Annotated in this window: 16 protein-coding genes; 5 read left to right on the top strand and 11 right to left on the bottom strand. The window is 66.6% G+C overall.

The features are described 5' to 3' along the window. Positions 1–366: 366 nt before the first annotated feature. From IBL26_RS08270 to IBL26_RS08250, 5 genes are all read right to left on the bottom strand, one after another. Positions 367–1,800, bottom strand: coding sequence for a hypothetical protein (locus IBL26_RS08270; RefSeq protein ID WP_187783996.1), 1,434 nt, complete (start codon positions 1,798–1,800; stop codon positions 367–369). A gap of 690 nt (positions 1,801–2,490) precedes the next feature. Further along, positions 2,491–4,017, bottom strand: a complete 1,527-nt coding sequence (locus tag IBL26_RS08265; protein ID WP_187783995.1) for a hypothetical protein — start codon at positions 4,015–4,017, stop codon at positions 2,491–2,493. A gap of 1,773 nt (positions 4,018–5,790) precedes the next feature. Next, positions 5,791–6,378 carry a hypothetical protein gene (locus tag IBL26_RS08260; protein WP_187783994.1) on the bottom strand — a complete coding sequence of 196 codons (588 nt, stop codon included), beginning with the start codon at positions 6,376–6,378 and terminating at the stop codon, positions 5,791–5,793. A 2,211-nt stretch (positions 6,379–8,589) separates the two neighbouring features. After that, positions 8,590–8,895, bottom strand: coding sequence for a hypothetical protein (locus IBL26_RS08255; RefSeq protein WP_187783993.1), 306 nt, complete (start codon positions 8,893–8,895; stop codon positions 8,590–8,592). A 116-nt stretch (positions 8,896–9,011) separates the two neighbouring features. Then, positions 9,012–9,611 (bottom strand): recombinase family protein, encoded by a 600-nt coding sequence (locus IBL26_RS08250; RefSeq protein WP_187783992.1) that lies wholly within the window; start codon positions 9,609–9,611, stop codon positions 9,012–9,014. 505 nt (positions 9,612–10,116) lie between these two features. Between IBL26_RS08250 and IBL26_RS26065 the strand changes: the two genes are divergently transcribed. Then, complete coding sequence (locus tag IBL26_RS26065; protein WP_187783991.1) at positions 10,117–10,518, top strand: helix-turn-helix domain-containing protein; 402 nt, start codon at positions 10,117–10,119, stop codon at positions 10,516–10,518. A 269-nt stretch (positions 10,519–10,787) separates the two neighbouring features. Here IBL26_RS26065 and IBL26_RS08240 read toward each other — a convergent pair whose 3' ends face one another. From IBL26_RS08240 to IBL26_RS08230, 3 genes are all read right to left on the bottom strand, one after another. Then, on the bottom strand, positions 10,788–11,018 hold the full coding sequence (locus IBL26_RS08240) for a DUF2188 domain-containing protein (protein WP_187783990.1): 231 nt from the start codon (positions 11,016–11,018) through the stop codon (positions 10,788–10,790). Continuing rightward, positions 10,984–11,307, bottom strand: a complete 324-nt coding sequence (locus tag IBL26_RS08235) for a hypothetical protein (protein ID WP_187783989.1) — start codon at positions 11,305–11,307, stop codon at positions 10,984–10,986. The genes IBL26_RS08240 and IBL26_RS08235 overlap by 35 nt, the downstream gene beginning before the upstream one ends. Positions 11,308–11,530: 223 nt before the next feature. Next, a complete protein-coding gene (locus IBL26_RS08230; protein ID WP_187783988.1) occupies positions 11,531–11,833 on the bottom strand; it encodes a hypothetical protein in 303 nt (100 codons plus the stop codon). Positions 11,834–11,986: 153 nt separating this feature from the next. Between IBL26_RS08230 and IBL26_RS08225 the strand changes: the two genes are divergently transcribed. Further along, positions 11,987–12,211, top strand: coding sequence for a hypothetical protein (locus IBL26_RS08225; RefSeq protein WP_187783987.1), 225 nt, complete (start codon positions 11,987–11,989; stop codon positions 12,209–12,211). Positions 12,212–12,365: 154 nt separating this feature from the next. Here IBL26_RS08225 and IBL26_RS08220 read toward each other — a convergent pair whose 3' ends face one another. Beyond that, complete coding sequence (locus IBL26_RS08220) at positions 12,366–12,551, bottom strand: DUF2934 domain-containing protein (RefSeq protein WP_187783986.1); 186 nt, start codon at positions 12,549–12,551, stop codon at positions 12,366–12,368. 189 nt (positions 12,552–12,740) lie between these two features. Between IBL26_RS08220 and IBL26_RS08215 the strand changes: the two genes are divergently transcribed. Further along, a complete protein-coding gene (locus tag IBL26_RS08215) occupies positions 12,741–12,965 on the top strand; it encodes a hypothetical protein (RefSeq protein WP_187783985.1) in 225 nt (74 codons plus the stop codon). A 70-nt stretch (positions 12,966–13,035) separates the two neighbouring features. Here IBL26_RS08215 and IBL26_RS08210 read toward each other — a convergent pair whose 3' ends face one another. Further along, positions 13,036–14,322, bottom strand: coding sequence for an ABC transporter substrate-binding protein (locus tag IBL26_RS08210; protein WP_187783984.1), 1,287 nt, complete (start codon positions 14,320–14,322; stop codon positions 13,036–13,038). Positions 14,323–14,351: 29 nt separating this feature from the next. Next, the gene (locus tag IBL26_RS25880) at positions 14,352–15,158 is read right to left on the bottom strand and encodes a FadR/GntR family transcriptional regulator (RefSeq protein WP_187783983.1); all 807 of its coding nucleotides are present in this window, start codon (positions 15,156–15,158) and stop codon (positions 14,352–14,354) included. Positions 15,159–15,239: 81 nt separating this feature from the next. Between IBL26_RS25880 and IBL26_RS08200 the strand changes: the two genes are divergently transcribed. Further along, a complete protein-coding gene (locus tag IBL26_RS08200; RefSeq protein ID WP_367615395.1) occupies positions 15,240–16,370 on the top strand; it encodes a mandelate racemase/muconate lactonizing enzyme family protein in 1,131 nt (376 codons plus the stop codon). After that, on the top strand, positions 16,367–17,257 hold the full coding sequence (locus IBL26_RS08195) for a DUF6772 family protein (protein ID WP_241749143.1): 891 nt from the start codon (positions 16,367–16,369) through the stop codon (positions 17,255–17,257). The genes IBL26_RS08200 and IBL26_RS08195 overlap by 4 nt, the downstream gene beginning before the upstream one ends. The last annotated feature ends 2 nt before the right edge of the window (positions 17,258–17,259 follow it).

The following is a 17,259-nucleotide window of genomic DNA, read 5'->3' as shown; positions in this document are numbered from 1 at the left end:
CGTCAGGCTGCGTCGGAACGCCGCCTGCTTGGTTATCACTCGCGCGTAGTACAAGTACTCCGAGCGGCCCTTTACCATACTGGTATTGCTATAATCTCAGTCCGGAGGACTTGATTACTATGATGTCGTTCACCCTGCTTAACCATCTGGTCACGAAACTCAGAAAGTTCGCGCCAGTAGCCATCAGATTGTCGATTGACATCTGCAACAACAAACCCCTGCCGCGTTCAGAACTGAACCGATAGGGCATCCTTTCGATAGCGGCTTGAGCTCAGCTTGTCCAGAAAAAGAATGAAGGGATGTAAAAAAAGGCGCAGACCTTCCAGCCGAAGCCGGAGGACCTGCGCCAAGTCTCACCTCAAGCCGTCAGGCGCCGCGGTAGAGCGCGCCCTTGCTGCCTCCGTCCGCCGTCCCTGAGAACAGCTTGCCCAGGCTCAGTGCCCCGCCGGACGTCGACCCGCCAGCACCGCCCGCGGCACTCGCGCCGAACGAGTTGTAGAGCCCGTAGGCACCAGCAGCGCCGCCTAGTGCCCCGCCCAGAACTCCGGGTCCTGGCGTTGCGGTTGTCTGGGTGGTGCTGTTCCCCCAGTTCCCCGCGCCGACGATCCCATAGTAGTTCTGGAGGGCCGCCTGGTTGCTCTGTTCCTGGGCGTAGTACTGCGTCCGGTTCTGATCGATCAGCCGTTGGGCTTCCGCCTGCTGGAGGTCGCCCTGTGCTCCGATCCGGCCGGCGTTGGCGTCCGTCAGCGCGCCCGCCAACTGTGCCCCCTGGAAGCCCAGCGACGTCGCGTCGCCAAGCTGGCTGTTCGCCGCAAGCCGGGTCTGGCTGTCCAGCGAACGGTTCGAGGTGTCCAGCGCGCCGAGGGACTGGGCGGCCCCGACCCGGGTGGACGTGTCGAACTGCCGCTGGTTCTCGCCAAGGTTCGACAGGGCGCCAGCCGCGGCGGCCGACTGGGCGTTGGCCGTCAGCGCCAAGTTGTTCTGCTGGGCGTTCGCCGTCAGGGCGGCGTTGACCCCAGTATTATAGGCGTTGTTCCGAATGCCCGACGAGATGTCGGCCGCCCGGTCCTCCGCCCCTCGACGCGCCACCGCCTCGGCAGCACCCGCCCGGGCCGAGTTGATGTTCCCGCCGGCCATCGCGCGGGCATTGAGGCCGGGCAGGGTCTCCTCCCCAAGGGTCCTCGCAACGTCGCGGGTGGCGGCGTCCACCTGGCCGTTCACAAGGTCCGAGTTGACGTAACCCGCTGCCGCCTGCTGGATCGACGGGTTGAGGTTCGTCTGGCCCTGCGCGGCGAGCGCCGTGGCGGTGGACAGGGCGCCCTGCTGGCCCGCCAGACCCGAAGACCCGGCCACGCCGGAAGACCCCATGGGCTGACCGGTAGCCGCCTGCGACAGGACGCCGGACGCCATGCCGTTAGCCTGCCCTGCGCCGTTCTGGGCGAGTGCGCCTGCGTTCTGAAGGTAGTTCGTGCCGGCGCCCATCAGAGCGCCTGCTTGGTTGGCTACCCCGGTCGACAGAGCCCCGCCGGCTCCTCGGCCGTAGTCGGCTGCCAGGGCGGCGCCTTCCTGCTGTGTGGCGTTGAAGCCGGCGGCGGTGGGGTTTGTCGCTTCCCAGGCCGGTCGGCCGAGCTGGGCGTCGTACTGCGCCGAGGCGCCGTTGAACGCGTTGTCCAGGTGGGTGGCCTGGGGTCCCCACGGCGAGGACGTAGAAGTCGCCGAAGACTTCTTTGAGCCGCTGCCAGCCGCTGCGCCGGCTATAGCGCCGCCAACAACGACGGCTCCTGTGGCTACGTCACACATAGATTATTCCTAGAGATTGAATGAAAGGGAAGGCCGTAAGGCCCGTGCGGTGCTGCGGGTCCGACCTTAAAGCCGACCCAGCGAAGCCACCGGATGTGAAGGATGTTCCGCGCATCCACGCGGTTCCAGAAGCGGCCCCAGCGGTGGTCCCCAGATCTCACGATGGTCTGCGAGTTCCGGATGAACCACCCCCGGTGCCGGTCCACGAGGTCGTCAGACCCGAGCAGCCAAGGACACGCCGCGCCGTTGCCGAGGTCGGCGAACCCAAAGAGGGCTATGGGTCGTCCGCATGGCTCTGCGATTGCGGACAACAGGGCCGACACCGCAGCCGCGCGGCGCAGACCCGGCAGAGGCTCCCGGCCGTTGGCTCGGAGTTCGTCAGCATCGGCGGCACGCAGCCTCGGCGCGAGGTCATCGGCCAAGGCGATGTCGCCTGGGATGATCACGGGAGAAGTATCCACGAGGGGTCGCTTTCTTGGGGATGGGCACCCAGCAGCACGGTCGTCCGGTGCCTGCTGGTCTACTTGCTGTAGCGCATCGGGACGGGCGCAACGCCGCCCTCCCGCCGTGCCCGCTGGGGCGGCTTGGGGGAAGTCAGGTAGGACACAGCCGAAGACCGGCCAGAAGCGGCTGGCGGGAAAACGGCTGCACGCTGTGCGGGCGGTAGAGAGCCGCACGGACCCGATGTCGTTAGTTGATACGCCGGATGTTCAAGATGCCGTCGGCCGGTGCGGCGTTGCGGATCTGGGGCAGCCCGTAGTTGCTTAAGTCTGCTTCGGGCAGGCTAAGCGCCCTCCGCCGTCCTTGGATACGGCTCTCCGTGTCGGCGTGGATTTGGCTCTGGATACGAATTAGCTCCTCCAAGCCTTGGCGGACAACCGCGGGGTCGTTGAGGTTCGCCAAGATGTTCTCGCGGGCACGGATGGCGTCCTGGTCGGTCTGCGGACCCTTGGCCTGGTTCAGGATGGCGTTGACCGTCGTCGAGACGTACCTCTGGAGCTCCGCATAGTTCTGGCTGGTCTGGCTTGACCAGCCCGCCCAGTTTCGAGCGCCGGACCAAGCGTTGTCGACAGGCCCGAGGGACAGTTCGCCGTTATCGAGCTGGTTGAGGATAACCCGGCCGCGCTGGACCGTCTCACGTGAGCTTGCAAGGGTCTCGATCAGCGGGAGCTCCGTCTTGGTGACTTCCCCAAGTTGGCGCTGCTGACCCGCCTCGGCTCGGGACGCAGCGGCGACCTGCGCGGCTTCTCCCCGAGCCGAGGCGGCAATCCGCAGTGCATCCGCGCGCGCGGCGAGGGTCTCGGCGCGCCCCTCACGCCGGTCTGTCAGCGTATCAGCGCGCGCCTGCTGGTTATCCTCTCGGGTCTGCTGGAACTGTTCGCGCCGCGCGGCGCGATCATTCTCAGAAGCTGCCAGGGTGGCGCGTGCGGTTGCCAGCCGGAAAGCTCGGTCAGAGGCCGCGTTCTGTGACACCAATTCCTGGCGACGACCCTGCTGGCTTGCTTCCTGGAAGCCCGCAAGGCCCCGGGCGAACCCGTCCGCCAAGCCAGACCCACCCAACAGACCGGCGCCAAGCGCCATCCAAGGCGCCGACCGGTCCGGCGCGAAGGCGGGCTGCTCTGGGACCTGGAGCTGTTCCGCAGCGTTGCTGACCGGCGCCGCTTGGGGAAAGGAAGGCGCTGATGCCAACGCCGGCCGCACGGCGGGTAACTGCGCAGTATCTCCCGGGGGCGCTGGATTCTCCCCGGGTCGGCGGTTGTAGTAGGACGAGATGCTCTGCTGAAGGTCGCCGACCGTCATGCCGGGCCGCATGATGTTCCCGTTGTTCCGGAACGCTGCGGCTGCCGTGCCCTCTCCAGCAACCCGCGCGTATAGCGCCTGGGCGTCTTCGCCCTGATTGGCCGAGTAGAGCGCCTTGGCGCCAGCACGACCCAGCAGCCAAGCCCCATACAGTTCCGCCGGCTCCGGGTCTCGCCCGAGGACGCCGCGGAGTTCCGGGGTGACGTCGCTGCGGAAGGCTTGGAAGACGCGACCCTGGGCATCGTTGTCATTGCGCTGGCTGGGCTGAAGACCCAGGCGGGGGGCATAGTCCGCCCAGAGCCCATCCGTGATCTGGAGGGCGCCGGATGCCGAGCTGTTCGGGTTCCGGGCGGCCGAACCCGCAGTGCCGCTCTCAATGGATGCGACGCGGGACTGCACAGGGTCGGGGGTAGTCACCGGGGGCAATCCCGCGGCTTGGCGCGCTCGGAGGGATGCTAGGAGCCGGTCGGATGCTGGTGGTTCGGCCGTAGGGGGTGGGGTTATTGGCTGGACGGCTGCGCCCCGCTGGACCGGCGGAAGTGCGGCGGGATTGCTACTGACGGCCGCCTGGGACAGCGCACCCACGGGAGGGGTTGGCGGCTGCGGCACAAAGAGGGCGCCAGCCCCCGGCGCACCTGTCGGGGCCGCCTCCGGCTGGTCTTCCAACAGGCTGGGGTAACTCGGCGAGGCCGGCGCTGCGGAGTAGCTGCGAAGCCGGGCCTCCCTCGCGGCGTCGTTAATGAAGGCCGCGCCGTTCGGCCCTGCAACGTCCGCAGAGAAGGGCGCATTGGCAAATGCCTGCGGTACTCCGGCCGGACCACGCAAACCCGGCTGGGCGCGATAGAGGTTGCCGTATCGGGCGATATCCTCCAGGTCGCGTATCGAGTAGTTGTCGAATGTTCCTGACATTCTAGCTCCAGAATCACGAAGGCGCCGCTCGGAGTGGATACCGGCGGCGCCTTCGTGGAGATGTTCGGGTTGAGGGTGAGGGAGGGCGCTTAGGAGTCCAACCAGCCTTCGACGATGACGGGCGGCGGGCACTTCGGACGGTAGGTGCTGCACGCGCTACGGGGGATGACTTCGAGGTTGGCGCGGCGAAGATCCAGGCGGTTCCCGTTCCGATAGGCCACCGCGGTCTTTGGGGGCATCGGCTTGCCGTCGCCGATGATCACACGCGCGAGTAATGCCTTTGGAGAGCCGCCCAGTTGCCCGGCGGACCTCGCCGCGGTCCTCGCTGCGCTACTGACGTATGCGTGGCGCGCCCCGTTTCCATTGCTGTTAAGCACCCACGTAGCGCCGTGGTTTTCTTTGACCCAGCGCCAGTCTTCCGGATCGATGATGAACCGCTTACCTGCGCCCCAGCCGCCCGATAGGTCTATGACGAGTGCCCGTTGGCCATCGACCCTGACAGGGAATACCCCAGGGTCAATTAGCCGCGGGCGGCGGGGGTAGCGGGCTGGCTTCCTGAGACGTTCTTTTGCGAACGAAGGCGCGAGCGCAGTGGCCTCTCCGCTGAGGTGATGCATGGCTTCTAAGAGCTCCAATGCCAAAACCCCGCGAGCGTGGCTGCGGGGTTGTCTGGCTGTTTCGTAGGGATGAGAGATGGATGACGGGAGGGCGGTCGCGCGCTCTCCTCATATAGCTGCTCTAGGTCGTTTCTCCGCAGCTAGCGGCTCGGGGTGCTAGCGCGGTGGCGTGGAACGGCGGGCACCCCCGTCATGTGGCGGCGCTAGGTCGTTTCCTCATATCCATCCCGTAGATCGTCGGTGCTGCGGTGCCCGCATGTGGAGCCTCGCTAGGCGGCGGCAAGAGCGGCCGGTAGTGGGGCACCAAGGCGGTGCAGCGCAGCCGTCCATCCGAAAACGCTTGCTGCTGGTGGCTACTTCCGATCCACGGTAGGCACGACCCCGCAGACCTGCCGGAACCCCTCTGCGATAGCGCGGCGCGCGAGACCCTCCGCTGCTTCAGGAACAATCAAGCTGTCATGGACGGGCAGACCCAAAATGCCGGCCCCACGTAGCTCCCGCAGAGCCAACGTCATGGCCTGCGCCTCCGCTGCCGCCAGATAGTGCCAGACGAGTTCACGGGGAGACGCCCCCACTTCGTCGGCAAGCTTCAGCTTCGCATCGTGCCTCCTGATGTCGGTAGATCATCGCTACTGGCAGCACCTAAAGCCATCCCCCCCCGCCGCTACCGCGTGACGTCCAGGACCGGGATCACGCCGGCTGCCGCCTCGATGGCTGCACGAAGCGCCGAACAGGCTGTGGCTTCAACCGAGGCAGGGACGATCATCCCGTCATGGGTCGGCAACGCCAGCCGGCCGCCTTCACGTAGCCTGCGCATTGCGGCTGTCAGTGCCCCAGCCTCTACGGCTTGCAGATAGAGGGCTGTCAGCGTCCGTTCGTTGCTGTGGGCCGCGCGGAGTTCGGCCGGGACAGCCACAGCTAGATCCAGCAGGAAGGGGTAGGCCGCCACCATGGCATCCCGGATCATCTGCGGGTCGTACTGAAGGAGGCGAGGTTCGGCGATTCTCGGCCAAGTTGTCCGGGCGTAGCCAGACCCGAGGGCGGCGGTTGTCCACGCCTTGGCGACCGTGCGAGGGACGCCGGGGACCGCGGCGTAGAGGTCGCCCTGCGGTCGCTGGAGGCCAAACAGCCCGTGCAAGATGGTGAGGTGCGCGGAAGATATGTCCACCTCCACAACCTTCTCGCCACCTATCCTGATGTCTCCGACCCGCTCGGCCTCGGAGAGTTGCAGGTACGAGGACAGGTGTTCCACGCCGCCCAGGGGGTGCCATCGGCCACCCAAGCGAAAGTCGCCTCGAAAGGTGCGGCGCCAGCGTGGGGGAAGGCAGCCTGAGATGGGGACCCGAGCAGCGAAGGCATTGTGCGCTTCCACCTCCGCGACAGCCGCGAGCATCAGCGGGTCAGCAGGGTCAATTGGTAGCAGACGATCTCCGGCACTCTTCGGCCAGCGTTTGAAGTCGCGCAGGACCACTGGCGGGGCTGGCAGAGGAGGGGTTGTCGGGCACGCCCGCTTGAAGTCACGGCGCAGGTCGGCGGGGGACAGACCCCATTCTCGGGCAGTCATGAGCAGTGCCAGGGCCGGAGCGAACCGGCCGGCGTGTCCATGCCACTCGTCCCCGACAGCCCACTCAGAGCGAAAACGCACGCCCTCCACATACGCGATAAGGCCCAGGCCGTGCAGTGCGTCGCGCGCAGCCCGGAAGCTGCGGGCCGACACCGGGTGGCCCGTGAAGGCAGCCGCAGAGCAGACCCGAAACCCCATCCGTGGGGTGCCGCGAGACCACAGCCAGAGGACGCCGCAGATGATCGCAGAGGCGGCGGTCGCCAGCCCGACCGCTTCGGTCTCTGTGCGCTTCCGGCGGCGACCTTCCGCACAACGTGCCGCGACTCTGTCGACGACCGCAGCGACCATTCCGATTGCAGCGGGAGAGGCCGGCACGATGTGCAACGGGAGCTCCTTCGCGTCCGTCAGAAGGTCGGCGGCGGGAACGGTCGGCGGGACCTCATAGAGGAGGCCATTAACTGTTTCTGGATACCCCCCTCGGGGTTGTTCCCCCCGTTGATCATTAAGACGTTCACTTAGACCATCTTGAAGACAGACAGTTGGATAGGCAGCGGGTTGTGTCATCTGGACGTTCACAGCGACCGACCTTCTGATGATGAAGAGAGGAGTAATTCCTCTCCTGTCAGGACAGACCCCGAGACCAGACATGATGATCCTTGAGCCGGGTCTCGGGGCTTAGAACGGAGGTTCGGCGTCACGTTGCTTGGGTCAGGGTCTTGTGAGCCCGAGCAGGTCGGGTTTCATGCCTGCGTAGGGACAGGCAAGCCGCCTACGAGCACATAGGGGGTGTCGCTTATCCAGGCCGTTCGACGGCACAGCGAGATAACCCGCGGCTCTGCGACGATGATGTCGGCGTGAAGCTCTTGAAGCGCTACGGGTCTGCGTCACTGAGTCGTCTCCGTGAGAAGCTGGAGACGTCATCAATAGGAACCAGAAACAGTGCGCAAGCACGTCGACCCCACGACGACATGATCAAAGACTGTTCAGACGGCCGCCGACTAAGCCATTGAACGGGTTTGACGTTCAGCGCGCAGTGCGGGCTACCGCCCGAGACTGTGTCGTGAAGTGTGTCAGCTATCCACAGCAAAGAATGCGCCGGATGGCCGATACTGTGCCTTATCTGCCACACCCTGGACACCGTTGCGGGTTAAGACATAGTCCTGGTTGGTCGCTGGTTTCTGCATCGGGATCAGGCGTGTCCGAGCCGCAAAGGCCGCCGCCGAGCCTCATCAAGTACCGCGCGCAGGCGAGGCGGCCGTCTGGGGGAATGTCGAGGCGAGGGGGCCTTGCGGCCCTCCCTCATGAGTGGAGCGGCTGGGCGACTGCCAAAGCTGCAAGAGCGTCCGTCAGCGTGGGCGCCTGGGCAATGGACTGCCCGCAGCGACCGTCGTCCACGACCACGAAGCCGTCCGCGTGCCTGATGACGTGCCAAGCCGTGGTAGCGTGGGGGTCCCGCAACTGGCGGTGAACCTCGCGGAGGGCCTTGCGGGTCTGGTTGTTAGAAACAAGCATGAAGGCCGCGCCGTCACTTGGGACCTGCTCGGCACGCCACCCGCCCGGGGTCTTCCTGCACCATGCGGAGATGGCTGCGCGGTCCGTCGCGGAGAGGTCTGCGAGACGGAAGTGGGAATTATCCATGGACGTCAATCTGCTCCAGGAGGGCTAACAGACCTCAGGTTGATATCTAAGCTGGTCTCTAAGTCTTCTGGAGAGGCGGTTCGAGCGCCCGGACTGATTCTAGCAGGCAACGAGTCGGCCGCAAGAGTCCGTTCAACTAAAAGAGAGAGAAGTTCCCCGATGGTGTCCTTCATCAAGGCCGAATCGGTCCCAATTCGATACCAGCCTTTACAAGGCTTGGAGCAATCATGGTGGCACCCGTTGAGGGTTCCTGCTCATCCTCTACGCCACGACATCCCGGCCAGCGTCCAACAGGCACCCTTGGAGCGCTTCCGCCATCGTCGCGAAGACGCCCACCTCGGCCTGGCTATCGAGGTTCACGGCATGCAGCCATGCCCCCGAACGGGTTACGCTGAAGACCACGTCGTCACGATGCGGCGGGGACAGCGCGAGCCACTGGCCGTCTTCCGCCAGAATGGGCTCCGCGAGCCATCCGGCGTTCCGGCCGACAAACGAATGGCCCTCTGATAGATCGGCAGCGTTGATGCCCAGGGTCGTGTCAAACCAGCCAAGCTGCGTGTCGCGCATCATGAGCTTCCTTTGGAAGGCCGACAGTCACGGCCAGGGTGAAGTCTGCGAGTGGGCAGGGCGAAGGCAACGTGCTTCCCCGCGAACCTTGAAGGGTTTCTGGGCGAAGTACCCAACTAGCCCAGCGATGCAGGGGTCTCCGCCGCAGCCGCGGCCTTTGCGTCCCGCAGGATACGGAAGGCGCTTGCCACGCCAATCTCAAGACGCTTAGCGATCTCGACCACGGGCACACCCTGGGCTTGCATGGCGAGGACCTCGGCGGCCTTCGCGCGGGCAGTCGGGGCACGGCCCTTGTAAACCCCCTCTGCCTTGGCCTTTGCGATGCCTTCCTTTTGCCGCTCCAGCATCAATGCGCGTTCGAACTCGGCGAACGCCGCGAGCATGGTCAGCATGAGCTTGCCGGTCGGGCCTCGGGTACTCATAGGCTCGCCGCCCATCGACTGGACCAGAAGCGCCACGCCCTTTGCCTCCAGCTTCGCTACGATGGCCAGTAGGTCAGTCGTCGAGCGCGCCAGCCGGTCGGGCTTGGCGATAACCAGCGTGTCGCCCTCTCTTAGGAAGTCCAATGCGCTGGCAAGCTGGGGGCGCTGGGTGGCGACCGACGACACCTTTTCGGCGAAGACCTTCTCACAGCCCGCCGCTTCGAGGTCCCGAACCTGGGCGGCAAGGCCGGCGTCCTGGTCGACGGTGGAAGTTCTGGCGTATCCAACGAGCACGGCCGATCCAATCTTTAGGGTCAAAGATGTAATGATATAATCGCATCAAAAGGCAGAACGCAACCCTAATGATCGGCTTTCTTGCGCTTAATGCCAGCGTTCCGGCTCTATCGTATGGGCAAGCCCTATTGATTCGGCGGCAGGGCAGGGCAGGGCAGGGCGGGGCGGATGGCGGGCGCGGGCTCTGTCGGGAAGGGCGGTCGCGAGGAACGGTCCGGCTGCCCGGGGGTCTGTAGTCGGGCGCTCGACCGGCACTCGGCTTCCGGAACGACCCCCACCCCCTGTTTCCAAGCAGCCGTTTCAAAAAAGCCGCTAAAGGGTTGTTGTTGTTATTGTCGGTTGGTCGTCGCCGTTCGAACCCCCACGGGGTCAAATCCAGCGGTCGTTCCTTCAGAGACCGGTTCTTTTTCACGTTGCCTCTACCCGCCACCCCGGGGCCGGCCGGGCGGTGGCGTCAGGCGGCTCCAAGCCCTAGAATCGTGACCTATCCCGGAGACCGCCCGTTATGCCCGCCTTCTCGAACCCACTCAGTCACCGCGGCCCGGCTGGCGCGGAGTACCGGGTTGAGCTCGGGCGGTGGCTACAGGGTCTCCGGGCCAAAGTAGGGCTAACCCAGCGTCAGCTAGCCGAACTCGTCGGAATGGATGGCTGCTCGGGGATCAGCGCGATTGAGACCGGCCGGAACTCTCTACCGCCAGATCGGATGCTTGCCTTCGCGGATGCCCTGGAGGTCGAACCGCGGCTGTTCACGGCGAAGGTCCTTCAGTTCACGCACCCGCACGCCGCGGCGCTGCTGCTAGGGTCTGATCCCCGGAAGGCGTTCGCAAACGTCTTGAGCAAGGTTCCGGCCCGTCAATGGGACCCCAGCAATTCGCGGGAAGCCTCTTGCGGTGGTCCGGCAGGGTGATCCATTATTCGCCCAAGCCGGGTCCGTATCCGCTTGTTTTAGCGTGAATTTTCTGCGGCGTCGTCGTTTCCCCTAGGGGACGCCATCTCTCACTTCTCGTTGAACGTGAGTGCGTTGCCGGCTCGGAGGGCTCCGCCTTCCAGCCCGGTTCGGTGTCTTCCTTAGAACCATTGATACTGCTCCTTGCCTCGTGCTTCATCGCGCGTGGGGGCGCATCTTTCGGTTCGCTCAAAAAAGCCCCGCAGGCACTGCCGCGGGGCTTTGTCGTTTCAGCCTTTGATGTCGCGCGGGTCGTCACCGTAGGTGTACTCGGTTTGCCAGGTGCCATCCGCCTTCTGCACCAGCACCTGCGACAATCCGCCACCATCATGGATGGCCTTGGCCTCTGCCCTGGCCTTGGCGATGGCATCGTTCTTGTTCGGATAGGATGTCTCGGCGGCGCCGTTCTTCACCCTCCACGCGCCGCTAGCGCTCAGCACCTGAATGACGTGTCTGCTCACGGGCTTCTCCTTCCTGGGCGGCAATCGCCGCCGGCATGGTCGCGCCGGCTCTTTGCAGGCAGCCCTGCAAGGTCAGCGGAATGTCCCGGCTATCCAGCCAGATATCGATAACCCTGATCCAGGCACGAGCGTTGCCCAGAGACATGCCGTCGAAAGGGTGCCCTGGCAGATCCAGCACATGCTGTATGCCGAGGGAGAGCACGCGCACACCCCGGTACTGCGAGATGAGCCAGCCATCGGTATCGATGCCGATGACCTTGAGAACCTTCGTCTTGAACGCCTGCGTCATGGGAGCGCGGATTAGCAGGCCAGAAGGTAACGATGCGGCAACATTTACCCTGGGCTGCCATGCGGGGCTTGCAACCCGAAGTAGCAGAACCGTCATCCAGAGCGGCGCCCGGGTTGAGCGGCGCCGGCTGCCCCTGACCTCGTGCCGCAGGCGATAAAGGCCTGCGCGCAGAACCTGCTCATTTGCCAACACACCAGCGCAGGACAGCAGGGTCCTGGCCCGGTCAGCGTGGCTCCACGCGCGGCCGGTCCGGCGTGTTGGCCGGCGGCGGCACCACTGGGGTGCGGCCGGGCAGGGGGTCCGGCGTCAACACCCGCATCTCGGGGTCGACATTGGCAGGCGGGCGAATCACGCCTCGCTCGGGCGGCGTCATGCCCGGGCGCTCCGGGTTGGGCGTCGGCCCCAGCCCTGGCGCCGCCGGGGGCTGGGTCGGCGGTGTGGTCGGCGGCGTCGTAGGCTGGGCGCAGGCCGCCTGTGCCACCATCATCGCAGCGGCAGCCACGGTATGGCCGAGTGCAAGCTTCATCGCGATCCTCCCAGATCGGTCCAACCAACCGAACCACCGCCGCCACCCTGGGTTCCCCACGCGGCGGCTTGCCTGTTCACCGCGTCGCATGACGCGGATTACAGAATTCTCATTGGACAGACACACAAGGATTCATTACGAAAAAAGAATAATATGACCTTGGGCCGGACGGTGCCGTTGTCGATGAGCGACGCATTGCTGGACATGCTGTGGGAGCGCCATCTGCGAGGTGCCTACCTGCCGCAGCACGTGGTGGCCCGCCTGACCATGCGTGGACCGACCATCCAGATCCGCAGTGTCTGCGCCACCTACCGCTGGCTGCGCCACCCGGACACGCAGAATGGCGGCTTCTGGCGCATCACGCCCAGCCTGGTCTGATCAACTTCCGCTTCACCGAAGCAAAACTCCCCGCCAGCAGCGCCACGCCTTCCAAAGGCGCCTTTTGCTGGCGAGGAAATTCCCAATAGCCCGCCTATGACGCGTGGCAGCGGAAGATAGCGGCGCGCAGCGCGAAGCGCGGCCACGCCATCGGTCAGTGCAGCGCTTCCTGCCCCTCCGGCCGCAACGTGTCCTCGTCATCCTGCGCCTCGCTGCCCACCTGGGCACGGGCGAGGTGCCAGAAATCTTCCGCCTGGCCCTCCGGCATGCCGGCCTCCACCCAGAGCTGATAGGCGCGCACCTCGATGCGCTGCTGCAGGTCCTGCTCCGTTTCGTCCATGGCGCGTTGTCCTCTGTTGGCTCCCGGGCACGGCGGCGGAAGGCCGCTTGCGTGAACGGGGCAACAACCTAATCGGCCGCAGCCGCCGAGGTTCCCGCGCATCGGCACGGCGGGGCCAGCACCTGCCCGGCAGCGCAACTCTGCTCCCCGCCGAAATGTTGTTGTGCTAGTCCTGGACGGAGCAATTCCATGAAATCCCTTTCCGCACTCGCCATCGCGTCAATCCTGGCGCTGTCCGCCTGCGGCGCCGGTACCTCCACGCCGCCGATCGCGCCGCCCAGCGGGCCTAATTTCAGCAACCCGCAGATGCCGGCCGGGCAGGGCAACCTGCGTGGCGGCGGTGAAGGCGGCAGCGGCGGCCAGAACGGCAGCGGTGCCGGCGCTGGTACCGGCAACGGCGCCGGCAACCCGTGAACCGAACTGGCGGCGGGCCGCAACGCCCGCCGCCACGCCTCTCGGCTTAGGCCGTGCCCGCCATCCGCCATCACACCTTTGGCAGCAGGGGTGCCACCCGCGCCGTCAGGCTGCGCATCGCTTCCTCCGGCGTCCTCATGCCCAGCACGGCCGCCTCCGCCTCCTCGCGGAACAAGTCGCCAGCCCGCGCCGCTTCGTCGAAAGCCGGCAGTGGCACCCGCGCCACCCGCAACACCCGCCGCTCCTCATCGGCGTAGGAAACGGCTTCCTTCAACCGAGCATCCTCATAGGTGCTGGCGCGCACCGGGCCGTTGCCACCCAGCGCCATGCCCAGCGTCGCCTGCCGTGTCAGCAGCGTCTTGATGAAGGCCCAGGACAGATCCTTGCGCCTGGCATTGCGCGGAATGGCCATGCCCCAGAACTCCACCTTAGCCGGCGCCACGTCGAACCGGTCCTTCAGGCTCTCGCTGACCGGCACGGCCACCGTGCGGATCTTGCCGGCAAAGCGCCCGCGCTGCGGGTCGTTGTAGATACGGTTGCGGCTCATCCCCGTCAGCGCCATCGCGGCGCGCCCGGTCTGCATCCAGGTATTCACGTCCTCGGCCTGCAACGTGGCGAAGTTGCGCGGGAAGGCCCCGGCCTCGAACAACTCACGCAGCAGGCGGATGGCGTTGACCATCGGCGGCTGGTCGGCGACGCAACGGAAATCCGCGGTGACGAAGTCGCCATCCCACGCCCGCGCGATGTCGATGACATTCGGGTAGGCCACGCCCGGGATCACCAGCCCCACCACAGGCGGCCCGCCATCGCGGTAGGTGCAGCGCCGCGCCACCTCGGCCAGTTCCTCGATCGTGCGCGGCGGCCCGGCAATGCCGCGCTTCTCGAAGATCTCCGCATTGTAGTGCAGGCCGGAGGATGAGTGCCGCACCGGCATCGCGATCCCCGCCCCACCGACGCGGAAGCCCTCCAGCAGGCCGGGGAAGATATCGTCCGGCGCCTCCACCGGGTCCCGCCGCATCCACTCGTCCAGCGGCTCGAACAAGGTGGCGGCGCGCGGCGTCACTTGCGTGTTCAGCACGAAGCCGACATCGACACTGCCTTCGCTGAGCGAGGCCTCGCGCTGCAGCCGGTCCCATAGCGGGCCGATATCAAACGTGGTCCATTGCGCCGGCGCGCCGGTCTGGCGGGTGAAGGGGGCGGTGGCATCGCCGCCATCGGCGCCGGTCGCCACCGTCTGGTGCACACGGTGGGAAAACACCGCCAGCGGTGCATTCCCCTGCGCCCGGGGCAGGGAAGGGCGGGCCAGCGTGGCCAGCCCCGCCATGGCCAGGCCGGCACGGCGGGTGATCATGTTCATTGTTGTATCCTCCCTTCTTGCCGCCCGGTTCAGCCGGGCGTGGTTCGCTCCGGCGGGTCGGCGGCACGCGATGGGAACAGCTCGGCGATCGCGGTCTCCGCGGCGGCGAAATGCGCCAGCATGGCGCGCTCGGTCGCCTCCGGGTCCTGCGCGGCAATGGTATCGGCCACCAGCCGGTGCCGGTCCCAGGTCGCCTGCCAGTCCGCCGGCCCGCGCGGCTCCCGCGCATTGAACAGCCGCATCACTTCCTCGATCACCGGCCGCAACCCATGCACCTGCAACCGCACCAGCCGGTTGCCGGAAAGCGCGGCCAGGTGGTCATGGAAATCCAGGTCGGCGGTGATCCAGCGCGGGATGTCGCCCATCGCATCCGCCATGCGGTCCAGGATGCGGCGCAGCTGCGCCAGCCCCTCCGGCGTCGCGTGCTGCGCGGCCAGCCGGGCCACCTGGGGCTCGATCATCCGCCGCAGCTCCACCGCCTCGGCCAGCCCGGCGCGGGTGCCGCCGGCGGCAAAGCGCCAGAAGCGCGCCAGCGGCTGGGCATCCAGCGCCTCCACCACCCGGGTGGCGCGCCCCTGGCCCACCTGCAGCACGCCCAGCGCCGCCAACTGGCGCATCGCCTCCCGCACCACTTGCTTGGAGACGCCGAAGCGCGCCGCCAGCCGGGCCTCCGCCGGCAGCGCCTCGCCCGGCTTCAGCCGTCCGTCAAGAATGGCTTCCGACAACGCGCTGATCACGCCATCGGTCAGCCGCACCGGGGCGAGGATCGGCCCCGCGAACATCTCGGTGCCGTCGGTCTCGGGCGGGGCCAGGGCGCGCAAAGCAGTATCACTCATTCGTGGAGCATAGACCGTTGCGGACCCGTCTTGCAACTCAGCAACTTATCCGATAAGTGGCTAGGCCAGGGAGAAACATCCGTGGCCGATCCTCTGCTCATCCGGCAGGTGGAGGCGCATCCATTGCGCGCCGTCCTGCCCACCGCACAGCGCACCAGCCAGGGCGATTGGCCCGCGCTGGAACTGATCGTCATCGAAATCCATACGGAAAGCGGGCTGACCGGCCTGGGCGAATGCCTCGCCCGGCGCGGCGCCGATGGCTATGCCCGCTTCATCCGCTCCGCCCTGGCGCCGAAGCTGATCGGCCGCAGCGCGCATGACCGGCGCGCGCTATGGAACGCCATGCGCGGCACGCTCACCGGCCGCACCGGCGGCATGCTGGTGGAATGCATCGCCGGGCTGGACATCGCCTGCTGGGACCTCGCCGGTAAAGCCGCCGGCCAACCGGTCTGGCGCCTGCTGGGCGGGGTGGGGCGGGAGAGGGTGGATGCCTACGCCTCCTCCATCAACTGGGCCGGCCAGGCGCGGATGGAGGCGGAGGTCGAGGCCGCGCTCGCCCGCGGCTTCCGCCAGATCAAGCTCAAGATCGGCCATCCGGTCAGCGAGGCCATCGCCTGGGTCCGCCGCGCCCGCGCCATGGCGGGGCCGGACATCCTGCTCGGCGTCGATGCCAACTGGGCCTACGACACCGCCGACGCGCTGCGCGTCGGCCGCGCCCTGGCCGACGCGGATTACGGCTGGTTCGAGGAACCGCTGCGCCCGGACGACCATGCCGGCTACCGCCGCCTCGCCGCCCACCTGCCGCTGCGCCTCGCGGCCGGGGAGAGCGATTTCGTCGCCCGCCAGTCGGCGGCGCTGGTGGTGGACCACACGCTAGGCCTGGTGCAGCCCGATGTCGCCCGTTCCGGCGGCATCACCGAGACGTGGCGCATCGCCGAGCACGCCGCGCTGCACGATGTCGCCTACGCGCCGCATATCGGCTGGTCCGGTGCCATCTGCGCCGCCGCCAGCCTGCACCTGGCTGCCGCCGCCGAGAGCTTCATGACCTACGAATGCATGGTCTTCGACAACCCCCTCCGCCAGGAACTGACGGACGTGGCGGCAGGGGATGTCACGCAGCTGGAGGATGGCCGCCTCACCGTACCGCAGCAACCCGGCCTGGGCGTGGCCCTGCGCCCCGGTGCGCTGGACCGCTTCAGGATCGAGGAATGACATCGATGGATGCCGAGACACTCCGCCGCGCCCTGCGCGATGCCAACCCCGCCTTGTCCCGTTTCGACCCGCTCTCCCGCATCGTCTTCTGCGATGATTTCGACCGTGGCTTCTGTGGCTGGACGCAGCTGGTCGGCAATTACGAGGGCTCGTTGGATTCCATGCTGCCCGCTTACGCGCAGCACAGCCACCCGATGCTCAGCACGCTGCCCAACTGGGATTCCGGCAGCCATAACGGGCTGGATGGCGGCTACGCCCTGCGGGTACAGACCCGCCCGCGCCGGGGCGCCCGCAACACCGCCATCAAGCGGCTGACCTTCCGCAAAGCCGGCCCCATCCGCCTGGAATTCTACTTCACCTTCAAACCCGAGGCGTCGGAGCTGCTGCTCTCCGAAACCGATGTCCGCAGCGTCGGTTTTCTCTACGACCTGCAGTCGGGGGATAGCGATGCGGGTGGCGAGCGCGTCATGCCCCACCTGCGCTTCCTGAACGCGCTGGATGGCGAACATGTGCAGCGCTGGCAGTTCAAGCAGGCCCTGCAACCCTCCCGCGCCCTCGGCAACAGCGGCAAGACCGCGACGCACGACCACCTCTCGCCCGAGGGGTGGGAGAACCTGCCCGGCGGCGAACAGCGCCTCTGCTACAACGAGATCGCGACGAAGGTGAACTGGCACTACGCCTGCTTCGACTTCGATCTCTCCCGCTGGCAGGCCACCAGCTTCCGCATCAACGACCGGGTGTTCGACATGTCCGGCTTCGCGCCGATGCGCATGCCCGCCTGGCGCAACCTGTGGTGCATGCTGAACATCGTCTTCTTCGTCGAGACCGATACGGACAAGCGCGCCTCGCTGGCCATCGACGGCGTCTGCCTCTCCGGGGAGTTCTGACC

It is taken from the genome of Teichococcus aerophilus (genome assembly GCF_014490485.1).
GTDB lineage: Bacteria > Pseudomonadota > Alphaproteobacteria > Acetobacterales > Acetobacteraceae > Pseudoroseomonas > Pseudoroseomonas aerophila.
The sequence above is the reverse complement of the archived record's forward strand: the minus strand, read 5'-3'. Positions and strand labels throughout refer to the sequence as shown.

Excerpts from the sequence above, each read along its gene's own strand:
- IBL26_RS08270 (WP_187783996.1), bottom strand. The coding sequence starts at position 1,800 with ATGTGTGACGTAGCCACAGGAGCCGTCGTTGTTGGCGGCGCTATAGCC.
- IBL26_RS08255 (WP_187783993.1), bottom strand. The coding sequence starts at position 8,895 with ATGCGCGACACGCAGCTTGGCTGGTTTGACACGACCCTGGGCATCAAC.
- IBL26_RS26065 (WP_187783991.1), top strand. The coding sequence starts at position 10,117 with ATGCCCGCCTTCTCGAACCCACTCAGTCACCGCGGCCCGGCTGGCGCG.
- IBL26_RS08235 (WP_187783989.1), bottom strand. The coding sequence starts at position 11,307 with ATGACGCAGGCGTTCAAGACGAAGGTTCTCAAGGTCATCGGCATCGAT.
- IBL26_RS08230 (WP_187783988.1), bottom strand. The coding sequence starts at position 11,833 with ATGAAGCTTGCACTCGGCCATACCGTGGCTGCCGCTGCGATGATGGTG.
- IBL26_RS08225 (WP_187783987.1), top strand. The coding sequence starts at position 11,987 with ATGACCTTGGGCCGGACGGTGCCGTTGTCGATGAGCGACGCATTGCTG.
- IBL26_RS08220 (WP_187783986.1), bottom strand. The coding sequence starts at position 12,551 with ATGGACGAAACGGAGCAGGACCTGCAGCAGCGCATCGAGGTGCGCGCC.
- IBL26_RS08215 (WP_187783985.1), top strand. The coding sequence starts at position 12,741 with ATGAAATCCCTTTCCGCACTCGCCATCGCGTCAATCCTGGCGCTGTCC.
- IBL26_RS08210 (WP_187783984.1), bottom strand. The coding sequence starts at position 14,322 with ATGAACATGATCACCCGCCGTGCCGGCCTGGCCATGGCGGGGCTGGCC.
- IBL26_RS25880 (WP_187783983.1), bottom strand. The coding sequence starts at position 15,158 with ATGAGTGATACTGCTTTGCGCGCCCTGGCCCCGCCCGAGACCGACGGC.
- IBL26_RS08195 (WP_241749143.1), top strand. The coding sequence starts at position 16,367 with ATGACATCGATGGATGCCGAGACACTCCGCCGCGCCCTGCGCGATGCC.